The sequence below is a fragment of the Candidatus Foliamicus sp. genome (genome assembly GCF_965221325.1).
Lineage (GTDB): Bacteria > Pseudomonadota > Gammaproteobacteria > Steroidobacterales > Foliamicaceae > Foliamicus.
The window spans coordinates 667,621-680,218 of the sequence record NZ_OZ244880.1 but is presented as its reverse complement, the minus strand read 5'-3'; the positions used below and the strand labels follow the sequence as shown (position 1 = coordinate 680,218).

The window sequence follows — 12,598 nt, the reverse complement described above, 5'->3', positions numbered from 1 at the left end:
ACGCATGCTCTGTCGTTCAGGATCGGGAGGCTTACTTAAGCGACACCGCCAAGTCCGGCGGCGCCTCGCCATTGGCGGTAACGGTGCGGGCGCATTCAGGCGAGCATGAGCGACGTCGTTCCTGTAATCGATCTGTTTTCCGGGCCTGGAGGACTGGCGGAGGGATTTGCAGCGCCGAACAGGAAGGACGGACGCCGCCGCTACAGAATTGTGCTGTCAATAGAAAAGGAAGCCGCAGCCCATCGCACACTGCGGCTGCGTGCATTTCTCCAGAAGTTCGAATTAGGACTTCCAGAGGAGTATTACGCATTTCTGAACGGACTTATGCCGGAGGAACCCGACTGGGCAACGCTCTACCCCAAGCAGTGGAAGGAAGCCTGCCACGAGACCCCGCGCGTGGAACTCGGGACAGACTTGGCGGCTTCCCTGGTACGCAATAGAGTTAGTGCGATTCGCCGGAAATATGCGGGCAGGACAGTCCTGCTCGGGGGGCCCCCCTGCCAGTCATATTCGGTCGCGGGTCGTGCCAGAAATGCGGGCAATCCCAGCTACAACATGGACACTGATGAGCGGCTGTCCCTCTACAAGGAGTATGCGAAAGCACTCGCGTGGCTCCAGCCCACCGTCGCAGTGATGGAGAATGTCAAGGGAATTCTCTCAGCTCGACACAACGCCAAGCCTGTGTTCGAGGACGTAATGGATGCACTAAAGAACGCCGGGGGAAGGGGGCGATACGACTTGTTCGCGCTTTCACCAACAACCGGAATTTTCTCGTGGGCCGATGGCCTCGCCCCAAAAGACTTCCTGGTCCGCGCAGAAGAGCATGGTGTGCCACAGCGACGTCACCGGGTCTTCGTAATCTGCATTCGGAGCGACATTTCCAACAGACTTCCCCACAGTATATTGCCCAAGCTAAAGGCCGCGGCGGCTCCAGTCACGGTGAGCGACGTAGTGGGCCCCATGCCGCTGCTTCGCAGCAAGCTTAGCCGCGCGGATGATGCGGAGTCGTGGCAAGACGCCATTAGGAACGCTCACACTTTGGTTGGCAGACACTTGCCCGCGATGTCCCAAAGTCAAGAAGAGAACTTCCGGCGCACACTGGATCTGGCTATGAAGTCCGCCACAAGTGCACCACTGCCCTTTCGTGATGAAGGCAAATATGGCCCGACGGGATGCGCGGAGTCATGTCCCGACAACCTTCGAGACTGGCTGTGCGACAAGAATCTGGCGAGGCTGCCCAACAACGAAACCAGGGGACACATTCAAGAGGATCTTGGTCGCTATCTGTTCGCCGCTGCGTTTGCGAGCACGTTCGGGAAATCACCCAAATCAAGAGACTTTCCAACTGATCTGGCACCGAAGCATGCGAACTGGACTAGCGGCAAGTTTGCTGACCGCTTTCGAGTTCAGCTGTCTGATGCCCCTGCAACAACGATCACCAGCCACATTGCGAAGGATGGACACTACTTCATTCATCCGGACCCTGGCCAGTGTCGGAGCCTGACAGTCCGGGAAGCTGCCCGATTGCAGACATTCCCGGACAACTACCTCTTCCACGGTGGCCGGACCCAGCAGTACGTGCAAGTCGGCAACGCTGTGCCGCCGTACTTGGCGTTGCAAATCGCGGAACAGGTTGCAAATCTCATCGAACATGTTGACCTAACCACCTCTCGCCGGACTCGACAAGGCCGGCATGTGGGCAATCGTTCTCGGGCGGTTACGACACGAACTCCCCTTGTTTCCTGAAATCCGATGGAACACACACACGAAATGGAGTTGGAGCCAAGGGCATCCGCGCTTGCAGAAAGCCTTCGCGATATGGGTTACTCCCTTCGGACGGCTCTCGCTGATGTCATCGACAATTCGATTACGGCAGGCGCTCGGAAAGTCGAGTTGCTCGCAGATACACATGACGAATTTCCCGCAATTGGTGTTCTCGACGACGGCTTCGGAATGACGCGGCAAGAACTACTCAATGCGATGAGGCCGGGCAGCCGAAGTCCCTTGGAGCAGCGCCATGCCGATGATCTCGGGCGCTTCGGGCTAGGGCTGAAGACTGCTTCATTCTCGCAATGTCGGCGCTTGACCGTGCGGACAAGGAAAGATGGAGTAACGTCTTGCGCCACATGGGATCTCGACAAGGTCGCGGCAAGAGACAAGTGGGTTGTCGAAATCCCGAGCGACCATGATATCTCCCGCACGCGGTGGGCAACGCGCTTGTCCTCAGACGGTACACTCGTAATCTGGGAAAAGCTGGACCGTCTGGTCGATGCGGACGCTAAGACCCACCGACAAGACTTGGTGCGTCAGCTAGACGAAACAGCAACGCACCTTGAGTTCGTGTTCCACCGCTTCCTTGCGGGCCAAGGTGGCAACAGGGTGGCGATGTCGCTAAACGGTCATCAACTCCGTGCATTCGATCCTTTCAATGCAAACCACCTTGCGACACAGCATCACCCGGAGGAGATATTCAGCCTTAACGGCAAAACGATCAGGATTTGGCCCGTAACCTTGCCGCATCACGCCAAGGTCTCCAAAGAAGACTGGGAGCGACTCGCTGGACCGGAAGGGTACGTCCGTAACCAAGGCTTCTATCTTTATCGAAATCGAAGGATGATTCTGCATGGAACCTGGTTCGGTCTGGCTCGACAACTCGAACTCACTAAGCTTGCGCGCGTCGGGATCGACCTCCCGAATACGCTGGATGCGGAGTGGAAGATCGATGTCAGAAAGGCATCGGCCCAACCACCCGCGGTAGTTCGAGCACGACTGAGCAGGATTATCGAAAAGATGGGCATTCCATCACGCCGCACCTACACAGGGAAGGGCACAAAGCTGGCGGCGAAGAGCCGCCTGCCAGCATGGACACGCATACAGGACAAGGGCCGCATCTCATACGAAATCAATGGGGAACACCCATTGATCACTGCATTGCATGACGCCCTCTCCGAGGAACGCGCGAACGAATTCGAGCGCATTTTGAGGTTTCTCGCCGCGGCGTTGCCCGTCGAAGCCCTGCATGTCGACGTCAGCGCAAGTCCGCATGCTGTGGGGTCGCCGGCAATCAGGAACGAAGATCTTGAGACAATAATCTCTACGATGTGGAAAATTCTTCAAGCACAGAAGTTGTCGTCCCGTGAAATCAAAGAGCGGATGCGCTCGGCGGCACCATTCCGGACCGACTGGGATAGGACCTTAACGATTATCGAACGACTCGCAGAAGAAAAGACGGACCCCGCATGAGCGAACTTGATACGCTCCAGATAATGGTTCAGGCGCTGTTGGCGCAAGAGTCACCATCGCAGGACAGAATACGGGAGATCATTGCAGAAGCTCGTCCAGCCTGCCCCAACGTGACGGACGCGCAAGCTGAGCAGTTGGCAATCAAATTCGAAGAGATTCACGGTGTCCGGATGACGGATGGCGCAGCGTTGACAGACCCGGAGTTCGAGCCATGGCTAGACACCGCTCGTTCAGAGATCGACTACTACTACTGGGACCGATACCGACAACTCATGACGGGAAAGGGACTATCCGGCCAGGTTCTGGGGGGGCTGAGCAACGTTACCGACCGGATATTGGGACTGCTGGAGAACCCGCACAAGACCGGCAGATGGGATCGGCGTGGAATGGTCATGGGCCATGTCCAGTCTGGCAAAACCGCGAACTACATCGGCGTTATATCCAAGGCCGCAGATGCGGGATATCGGGTGATTATCATCATCGCAGGATTGCAAAACAAGCTTCGTGATCAGACGCAACGGCGCGTCGACGAGGGATTCATCGGGTTCAGCAGCTTGGCCGCTGCGGGCAACAAGCTGACCAAGCGAAACAAGATTGGCGTTGGACGGTACAACGCGCAGCGTCAACCTGCGGCGTTCACGACATCCTGCAGGGACTTCCACAAGGGCATCGCCGAGAGCCTGAATGTTCCGCTGCAGAATCTCAAGGAACCCGCTGTCTTCGTCATAAAGAAAAACGTGAGTACGCTACGCAACTTGATCGACTGGTTGCGGACGCACAACGCAAAGCTCGGAACTGACACGATTAGCGAACCGATGCTCTTGATCGACGACGAGGCTGACAATGCGTCTATCAACATACAAACGCGCATGGATGAAGTTTCGCGGATCAACGGACAAATTCGCGAATTGCTAAATCTATTCGAGCGAAGCTGCTACGTTGGCTACACAGCGACGCCCTTTGCAAACATCTTCATCGATCCCGACACGGAGGATCAGATGGTTGCACACGATCTGTTCCCCCGCGACTTCATGGTAAGTCTCGATGCCCCAACAAACTACTTTGGGCCTTCCCAGGTTTTTCGAGAGGATGGACGCGTTGTAAAGGATCTTGAGGATTACGCCGATCTCCTGCCAACATCCCACCGAATTGACCATGTGATTGCGGCCTTGCCGGATAGTCTTCGTGACGCTATGCGTGCCTTCATACTGGCACGTGCGATCAGACTTGCACGCGGGCATGCGCATGCTCATAACTCAATGCTCGTGAACGTTTCGCGATTCGTGGCAGTGCAAAGGCAAGTTCGCAATGAGATACAGACTCTTTTGGAGAGTGTTCGTTCTAGCATTCGTGTAAATGGATCAAAGCCGCCGCATCGCGCATTGTGCGATCCGGAGTTGGCAGAACTGAGCCGTGTGTTCCAAGAAGAGTACGAAGATACGTGTGGCTTGGATTGGGTGAAAGTTCAACCCCTACTTCATGCGAGCGCAAGTGCGGTAAAAGTCGTCGAGGTCAACAGCCAAGCGCCTGGGTCGCTCGACTATGCCCAGAACGAACGGACGGGCCTGAACGTAATCGCTGTTGGCGGACTATCTCTTTCGCGCGGACTCACTCTCGAAGGGCTAACAGTCAGCTACTTCCTGCGCCGGTCCTTGATGTACGACACTTTGTTCCAGATGGGACGATGGTTCGGATATCGGGCCGGTTACGATGACCTTTGTCGGGTGTGGATGCCCGAAGAGGCCCAAGGGTGGTACGAACACATCGCCGACTCCATTGAGGAGCTTCGGGACACGTTGACGCGCATGGAGAGCGCCAACTTGACTCCAAGGGACTTCGGACTCAAGGTGCGCAGTCATCCTGATACGCTGGTGGTCACCGCACGTAACAAGATGGGTACTGGTCGACCCCACACGGTTCTCATTGATCTTGCGAACCAGTTTGTCGAAACAGCCATTCTGCTTAGAGACGAGGAATCAATCAGCAACAATCTGTGTGCTGTGGAGCAAATGGCGGAGGAGATGCGGAGTCTAGATTTGGCTCCCTCGGACGGAGAACCAATGAGCGGTGGTCGCTTGGTGCGCGACGTGCCAGTCTCCGTGGTTGATGCGTTTCTCTGCGCGTTCAGGAACCACCCAAATTCCCTGAAAACCCATACTGAACCGATTCGTCGATATATCAGATTGCGAGCTATGAGCGAACTAAGCGCTTGGGACGTGCTGTTCGCTGGTCGTCAAGTCCCTACGTCGCGCTTGCCTGTTGATGAGAGGCTGGGATTTGGACTCGTGTGCCAGCGTCGAGCACCCGGAAAGGGAAGCGACGAGTTGATGTTGAAGGTGACCAGCAAACACCGGGTGAGTTCGCGAGGGATTACGAGGGTAGGGCTCACGCAAGAGGAAGCTTCCGCTGCAGAGCAAGAGTACGACTCGCGCAGGCCGCGTGAGAAGGAAGCTGCAAACTATCCAGACTGGATATACACGCGCGTTCGCAGCAAGCCGCTCTTGGTAATTCACTTGCTTGCCATCGGAAAAAAAGAGGAAGATCTCAGTCAGTCAAGTCCGATTGCCGCCTGGAGTATCAGTTTCCCGAAGACAAGCGTTGCGAAAAGCCAGGTCAAGTATGTCGTCAACACGACTTGGTACCGTGAACAATACGGCGATGACGACGACGCCGATGACGAGTTCGATGAGAGCGATGACCAACGATCCTTGGGCGGACATTGAAATATCCGTCGCGCGAAGTCAGATCAGCGCTCGACGGATACCGGGCACAGGTTCGACGGAATGGGGCTTGTACTGGGGCGTCGATGCTGCGCACCGCTACCTTCTGATTCTGCAGCGAAGTTCAAGACCACACACATCCCATCGCTTGCCGAAACTCAAGGGTCTATCAGTAGAAGAGTTGGTTACCGACAACGGTACGAGGGTACGGATCATCATCAGATTGACGGATAGCGAACAGCGAGAAATCTTTCATCGGTTCTGTCTTGATATCGTTGAAGCAACCCGTCTCGCACGTACCGCCGACGAAGCCCACGAAAGATATCTCGCAAGGACGTTGCGCTGGCATAGACTGCTCACAACGGGCCGCGACGGTCGATTGTCCGCTGACGAGCAGAAGGGCCTAATTGGCGAATTCAGGGTAATTGAGCAATACCTCCTTGGCATTTCAGGGGCACGGGATGCCCTAATGGGTTGGACTGGTCCTTTGGGTTCGCCAAAGGACTTCGAGGTCGGATTGGCCACAATCGAGGCAAAAGCGCGCTCGCCTCAGAGCTCCGAAGTCCGCATTTCGTCTATCGATCAATTGGACTTGGCAGGTGCAACTCGCCTGTTCCTGAGCGTGACGGAAGTCGCAGCGGCCTCCCGAGACTTCCCCGACTCTGTGACCATCTCCGATTTGGCGGCCCGCGTCAGGTCGTCCATCAAGCGACTGGACTTGTCTGCAACGGCACTTTTCGAGGAGCGAGTCGCCGCAGTCGGCTTTGATTGGGAAGACGACTACACCGACAAGCGTTGGTCAATTGGATCGGACGTGCTCTACGAAGTGACCAGCGGATTTCCGAAGATCACACCGTCAATGGTTTCACCTGCAATTCACGACGTGAGTTATTCGCTCCGTCTGTCTAGCTGCGAGAGCTTCCGCGTCCCAACGGCCGCGCTAGTCGATGCGATTTCCGGAGAGGCTGATGAATCTTGAGCAGTTTGCGCACAATCTACTTCAAGATGTGCATGCGGAGTCCGATGTCGAGGGCCAGTTTCTGGAGGACATCTTCTTTCAGAAGTCCTGTGACCAGCTTGCCGAGGCAGGCGATCTTGAGACGGCAGATCGCGTTGCTTACCGGGCGCCCGCCAAAGGGATCAGGGTGGACGGATATGGTGGCGATCCATCAGATGGCAACGGCATATTGAGTCTCATCATCCTCGACTTCCAAGTGTCCGCATCTGTCGGGCGCTTGACAGGAAGCGAGATGGATACGCTTTTCCGCCGACTGTCCAACTACGTCACACATGCGCTGGACGCACGTTGGCGGGACGCGTTGGAGGAGACCAGTCCCGCCTTCGGGCTCGCTGACTTGATTGCGCAGCGCTGGCCGATTGTTTCCAAAGTACGCCTTATCTTGGTTACCAATCGCGCCCTCAGTGAGCGGGTTGACGGACGCCCGGCTGGTGCCTTGGAAGGACGACAGCTCACCTACAGTGTTTGGGACATCCGGAGATTTCATGCCTACGCGACCGCCGGCGTGGCCCGGGAGGATATGGAGATCGATTTGGTCAGGGACTTCGGCGGCCCACTTGCCGTGTTGCCTGCCCAGCGGACAGATGGACAGCACGAGTCCTACCTTGCCGTTGTGCCCGGCGAAGTTCTTGCGAGCATCTACGACCGCTGGGGTGCGCGTCTCTTGGAACAGAACGTGCGAGTATTCCTCCAAGCCAGAGGAAAGGTGAATCGCGGGATCAGACTGACGCTGGAAAACGAGGCATCAATGTTCTTCGCCTACAACAATGGCATAACTGCTACGGCGGAGGCGGTCGACATCGCCAACACGGCGGGGCAAATGCTCCTCCGGCGACTGACCAACTTCCAGATAGTGAACGGTGGCCAGACTACCGCATCCATACATTTAGCCAAGCTTCGCGACGTTGACATTTCGAGCACCTTCGTGCAGATGAAGCTATCGGTTGTTTCCTCGGAACACGCAACAACTCTTGTGCCCAGGATCTCGGAGTACGCGAACAGTCAGAATCGTGTTAACGCGGCTGATTTTTTTGCCAACCATCCCTTCCATGTCCGCTTGGAGGAGTTCTCACGTCGAATTCACGCACCATCGCCCGACGGGAGCTTCCGTCAGAGCAAATGGTTTTACGAGCGGGCACGAGGCCAATACGCGGATGCTCGGGGCTACCTGACTCCTTCCCAGCGGAAAAAGTTCGATTTGGAGAACCCGAGAAAGCAACTCTTCACAAAGACAGATCTCGCAAAATTCATCAATGTCTGGGAGAAACGCCCACATGAAGTGAGCTTGGGCGCACAGAAAAATTTCGCAGCCTTTGCGTATAGAGTGGGTAAAGCTTGGGCCAAAGCACCAAACGATTTTAACGAGGCTTGGTATCGGCATGCAGTGGCAAAGGCGATCGTGTTCCGCGCGACCGAACGCATAATCTCCTCACAGTCTTGGTATCAGGGAGGATACCGTGCCAATATCGTTGCCTACACGATCGCCAAGATCGCCCATGAGGTCGCCGAACAGGGCCGCGTCTTTGACTTCGAAGCGATCTGGCGTCGCCAAGCACCCGGACCAACGCTGGCTCAATCGTTGGCCGCTGTCTCCAAGCCGGTTCATGATGTCTTGATCGACCCGCCAACGGGGATCAGAAACGTGACGGAATGGGCAAAGAAGGAAGGTTGTTGGGACCGCGTAAAGCTACTTTCCGTGGGGTTGCCCCAAACAATCAACGCCGAACTTCTCTCCCCGGAGGAGGAACAGGACGCGGCACGAGGAGCGCGCCGTGATCAACGGCGACTGAACGGCATTCAAGCACAAATCGCAGTGTTCAAGGCCGGTGCATCGTTCTGGGCGGAAGCACTTGCGTGGGGTCGCTCACGCGACCTCCTGTCTCCCGTCGAATTGGAAATTCTGAACGTGGCGGCGCGCATACCTCAACGCACTCCAACGGAGAAGCAGTCTATCAAGGCCATCGAAACTCTCCGAAAGATGCAGGACGAAGGGTATGCAGCGGAACTTGCCAAGGCAGATTGATAGCCGAACCGCCGAAGCGCATCTGCAGGTGTATTGCTCCTTTTGCATTTGGAGTAACGACCATCTACTAACGACGGATGCAACCTACGTGAAAGAAATCCGGATGCATGATGCACAAGTACGAAGCCATTCTTTACCGGAGTAAGGAGGATCGGGTTTTCGTTGCCGAAATACTCGAACTTCCCGGGTACATGTCGCAGGGCGACAGCAACGAGGATACATTCAGGAGCATTAACGAAGCGGTCAAGCATTGGGGCGACACCGTGCAAGAAACGGGGCACACAGCACAACAGCCTAACGGCAAGCGCCCGCTTGCTTGGTCGAACTCGACAGCAGACGAACACAGAACGCTTTCCGCGAGGCAGACAACCCAGAGCAAACCCCTGCATTTTTGACAGGGATTCACCGTGTGCGCTGGGACGCTAGACTAGAAGTATGTGGGCATTGCTTGGTCGGACTTTGATGGGCGCATTGTGGCTGCCGCTGGCGTTGGTTGTCGTGCTTACCTTATTCTCCGTTCTGTCTGGCGGCATCCGGTATCCCGGACCTTTCTTCTTGGTACGTATGCTTTGGTCAGACATGGGGCTCCTGTGGCTGCTGGGCATTCCGTTGGCGCTCGCCTTCCTGCTGATCCGTCGGCGGGACCCGGAGTTGGCAGGGGCTACAGCGGTGATTTGTGTGCCGGTGTCATTATTCTTCTGGCTCCTTGATCAACCTCTGCCCCATCCTCTAAACACGCTGTTCGGCGCCGCACTGGGCTGGATCGTGCTTGCCCTGCTGTACCTGACCAATACCCTGCGTTACTTGGCCAGGCGACCTGGCAGACTCGCGCAACGCCTGCGCCACCGCCGCAGCGACTGATTGTGCGGATGATGCCGGACCGGCCCCGCTGCAGCGGTCGTTTCGGCGGGTGCAGCGGGCACGGGAGCAGGCCGGAACGTTAGACTACAAGCATGGAGAAGTTGCTTGTTCGGACTTTGGTTGGCGCATTTTGGCTGCCGCTTGCGGTGCTCGCCGTGTTTATGGTCGGCGATTACTCCATGGGGCCTTTCGCCATCGGGCTTGGGCAGCTTTTGCCATTCGTGGTCCTGATGTGGCTGCTGGGCATTCCGCTGGCGCTTGCCGTCCTGCTGATCCATCGCCGCAAGCCGGGCTTGGCGTGGGTCACGGCGCTGATTTGCGCGCCGCTCTCGGTATTTGCTTTCTACCTCAGCGTCCCGCTGCCGTCTTTTCTCAACACGCTGTTCGGCGCCGCACTGGGCTGGATAGTGCTTGCCTCTCGTACCTGACTCTTATCCTGGTATATCTGGCCAAACTACCCTGGACAATCTCGCAAAGCCTGCGTAAGTGTCCGGCCGACTCATTGGGTGGATGCCGCCGGACCGCCCCTCCGGCAGGGCGCGGGTGGGTCAGGCCTTGAGGTCGTCAGCGCGCAGCGGGAGCTTGCGGACGCGGCGACCGGTAACGGCGAATAATGCGTTGCAGAACGCCGGCGCCACCAGGGGCGTACCGAGCTCGCCGATTCCGGTTGGCGGTTCGTCCGAGGCGATCAATTCCACCTCCATGGGCGGCGTGTCGGCCAGCGTGAGCATCCGGTAGCGGTCGAAGTTGCCTTCCACGACAGCGCCGTTCTCCAGGTTGATTTCGCCGTAGAGAAGTGCCGTGAGGCCATAGACGATGGCGCCTTCGATCTGCGCCACAACATTGTCGGGGTCCACCGCCAGCCCGCAGTCCACGGCGGTCCGTATCTTGCTGGCGCGCCATGCACCGTCCTTGTTTTCCAATTCCACCTGCATCGCGACGTAGCTCGAAAACAGCTTGGCAAGCGCAATGCCGCTTTGCGGGGTCCAGCCTTGGGCGGCAACCTCCAGCACCTTGAGCGCGCGGGCGTCGCTGGCGGCGAGTTCGGCGCGCAGTTCCACCGGCCCCCGGCCGCCTTCATGCGCCACTTCGTCGAGGAAGCTCTCGGCGAAAAAGGAATTCATGCTTGAGGCCACGCTGCGCCAGAATCCGCCACGCACCGGCATTTGCCGCATCACGTAGCTCACCCGGCGATGGGGGATCGCGTACAAGTCGTTGAGAAGCCCGCCCACCGAGGAAGGGTCGGCCGCTTCTTCGACCATCCACGGCCAGCGCTCAAACAACAGCGAATGCCCTGCGGACTTCGCGGTCCAGGCGGCGGGGCGGCCGGCCTCGTCCAACGACGCGCGCATCCGCGCCACGTACGGCGGACGATAGCAATCGTGGCGCATGTCCTGCTCACGGCTCCAGACCATCCGCACCGGCCTGTCCGGCAGCCCCTGCTCGCGCAAGGTCTTGGCGATTGATAGCACCTGAAGGGCCACTTCCGATTCGATCCGGCGACCGAAAGCACCGCCCATGTGGCAGTGATGCAACAGCACTTGCTCGGGCTCCATGCCGAAGGCGTTGGCGATATCGCCCTGCAAGCGCTGCAAGTTCTGCGATGGCATCCACAACTCGCAACCATCGCCTTTCAGCATCGCCGTCGCACCCAAGGGTTCCATCGTCGCGTGGGCCAGAATCGGCACCTCGTAGGTGGCGTCGAGGCTGGGCCCGCCGTTCGCAAGCGCGGAATCCGGATCCCCGCCTTCGACGAAAACGCGACCGTTTTCTTCGGCCAGCGCCGTGCGCAACTCCCCAAGCACCGAATCGGTGCTGCTGGCGTCGCCGCCTTCCCAAACCACTTCGGCCTGCTCCAGCGCGGAGGACGCGGTCCAGTAATCTTCGGCCACTGCCGCCACGGCGCTCTCGCCGATGGCCATTACCCGCGGCCAGCCTTCGTCCGGCTGCTCGAAAGCCAGGCTCTTGAGCCGGGCGCCCGGGCGCGGCGCATTCAGAATGGCGGCCCGCAGCGCCGGTTCGCCGCCGGCCGAATCGGCCATGAACGGAAAAGTGCCCATTACCTTGTCGGCGCTGTCCTTGCGCGGCGCATGCTTTCCGATCAGCCGGAATTCCTCACGCGACTTGAGTCTCGGGCTCTCCGGCACAGGCATCCGCGCCGCAGCGCCGGCAAGCTCCGCGTAGCTCAGCGAGCGACCGTTGCGCCATACCCTCGATTGCTCGGCGTAACACTCCGCAGCGGGCACGCCCCAGACGTCCGCGGCGGCAGCAACCAGCATTTCCCGCGCCGCGGCGCCGGCCTGGCGCAGACCCTGGTGATAACCCATAATCGAGACGCTGTTGCCGGAACCCTGGCCTCGATCCAGCCGCGCCGCGTTGCCATACGACTGCGGATCAAGCGGCGCATAGCGCACCTGCACCTGCTCCCAGTCCACTTCCATCTCGTCCGCAAGGATCAGCGGCAAGCTGTGTAGAATGCCCTGCCCCATGTCCCCCACGGGACACAGGATGGTCACGGCCCCGTCCTCGCTCACGGTAACCCAGGCATTAAGCGACGCCGGCTCTTCCCTGGCCAGCGCCACCCGCACACCGAATGCGGGCGCCGCCAGCAGCGCACCGGCGGCGGCGAGCAGTTCGCGGCGATTCAGGGCAACGCAGGTCCGGCTCGCGGCGGAGTCATGCGCAACGGCAGCGGGGGACTTAAGTTTGGAGATCAGCATATAAGGTAAATCA

General features: G+C 58.2%; 9 protein-coding genes. 8 read left to right on the top strand and 1 reads right to left on the bottom strand.

What is annotated here, in order from left to right:
• The first annotated feature begins 105 nt into the window (after positions 1 to 105).
• The 8 genes from ACWCOO_RS03130 to ACWCOO_RS03095 all read left to right on the top strand — a co-directional run bounded on the left by ACWCOO_RS03130 (position 106) and on the right by ACWCOO_RS03095 (position 10,293).
• Positions 106 to 1,746 carry a DNA cytosine methyltransferase gene (locus ACWCOO_RS03130; protein WP_446831513.1) on the top strand — a complete coding sequence of 547 codons (1,641 nt, stop codon included), beginning with the start codon at positions 106 to 108 and terminating at the stop codon, positions 1,744 to 1,746.
• Between the two features lie 24 nt (positions 1,747 to 1,770).
• Positions 1,771 to 3,243 carry an ATP-binding protein gene (locus ACWCOO_RS03125; protein WP_446831512.1) on the top strand — a complete coding sequence of 491 codons (1,473 nt, stop codon included), beginning with the start codon at positions 1,771 to 1,773 and terminating at the stop codon, positions 3,241 to 3,243.
• Positions 3,240 to 5,966 (top strand): Z1 domain-containing protein, encoded by a 2,727-nt coding sequence (locus ACWCOO_RS03120; RefSeq protein ID WP_446831511.1) that lies wholly within the window; start codon positions 3,240 to 3,242, stop codon positions 5,964 to 5,966. Before ACWCOO_RS03125 ends, ACWCOO_RS03120 begins: the two co-directional genes overlap by 4 nt.
• The gene (locus ACWCOO_RS03115) at positions 5,938 to 6,942 is read left to right on the top strand and encodes a PD-(D/E)XK motif protein (RefSeq protein ID WP_446831510.1); all 1,005 of its coding nucleotides are present in this window, start codon (positions 5,938 to 5,940) and stop codon (positions 6,940 to 6,942) included. The genes ACWCOO_RS03120 and ACWCOO_RS03115 overlap by 29 nt, the downstream gene beginning before the upstream one ends.
• The gene (locus tag ACWCOO_RS03110) at positions 6,932 to 9,004 is read left to right on the top strand and encodes an AIPR family protein (protein ID WP_446831509.1); all 2,073 of its coding nucleotides are present in this window, start codon (positions 6,932 to 6,934) and stop codon (positions 9,002 to 9,004) included. The genes ACWCOO_RS03115 and ACWCOO_RS03110 overlap by 11 nt, the downstream gene beginning before the upstream one ends.
• A gap of 107 nt (positions 9,005 to 9,111) precedes the next feature.
• On the top strand, positions 9,112 to 9,399 hold the full coding sequence (locus tag ACWCOO_RS03105) for a type II toxin-antitoxin system HicB family antitoxin (RefSeq protein WP_446831508.1): 288 nt from the start codon (positions 9,112 to 9,114) through the stop codon (positions 9,397 to 9,399).
• A gap of 40 nt (positions 9,400 to 9,439) precedes the next feature.
• Positions 9,440 to 9,865 carry a hypothetical protein gene (locus tag ACWCOO_RS03100; protein ID WP_446831507.1) on the top strand — a complete coding sequence of 142 codons (426 nt, stop codon included), beginning with the start codon at positions 9,440 to 9,442 and terminating at the stop codon, positions 9,863 to 9,865.
• Positions 9,866 to 9,957: 92 nt separating this feature from the next.
• Positions 9,958 to 10,293, top strand: coding sequence for a hypothetical protein (locus tag ACWCOO_RS03095; protein WP_446831506.1), 336 nt, complete (start codon positions 9,958 to 9,960; stop codon positions 10,291 to 10,293).
• Between the two features lie 120 nt (positions 10,294 to 10,413).
• Here ACWCOO_RS03095 and ACWCOO_RS03090 read toward each other — a convergent pair whose 3' ends face one another.
• A complete protein-coding gene (locus ACWCOO_RS03090) occupies positions 10,414 to 12,585 on the bottom strand; it encodes a molybdopterin cofactor-binding domain-containing protein (protein ID WP_446831505.1) in 2,172 nt (723 codons plus the stop codon).
• Positions 12,586 to 12,598 lie beyond the last annotated feature (13 nt).

Coding starts and splice junctions, on each gene's coding strand:
- ACWCOO_RS03130 (WP_446831513.1), top strand. CDS start 106: ATGAGCGACGTCGTTCCTGTAATCGATCTGTTTTCCGGGCCTGGAGGA.
- ACWCOO_RS03125 (WP_446831512.1), top strand. CDS start 1,771: ATGGAGTTGGAGCCAAGGGCATCCGCGCTTGCAGAAAGCCTTCGCGAT.
- ACWCOO_RS03120 (WP_446831511.1), top strand. CDS start 3,240: ATGAGCGAACTTGATACGCTCCAGATAATGGTTCAGGCGCTGTTGGCG.
- ACWCOO_RS03115 (WP_446831510.1), top strand. CDS start 5,938: ATGACCAACGATCCTTGGGCGGACATTGAAATATCCGTCGCGCGAAGT.
- ACWCOO_RS03110 (WP_446831509.1), top strand. CDS start 6,932: ATGAATCTTGAGCAGTTTGCGCACAATCTACTTCAAGATGTGCATGCG.
- ACWCOO_RS03105 (WP_446831508.1), top strand. CDS start 9,112: ATGATGCACAAGTACGAAGCCATTCTTTACCGGAGTAAGGAGGATCGG.
- ACWCOO_RS03100 (WP_446831507.1), top strand. CDS start 9,440: ATGTGGGCATTGCTTGGTCGGACTTTGATGGGCGCATTGTGGCTGCCG.
- ACWCOO_RS03095 (WP_446831506.1), top strand. CDS start 9,958: ATGGAGAAGTTGCTTGTTCGGACTTTGGTTGGCGCATTTTGGCTGCCG.
- ACWCOO_RS03090 (WP_446831505.1), bottom strand. CDS start 12,585: ATGCTGATCTCCAAACTTAAGTCCCCCGCTGCCGTTGCGCATGACTCC.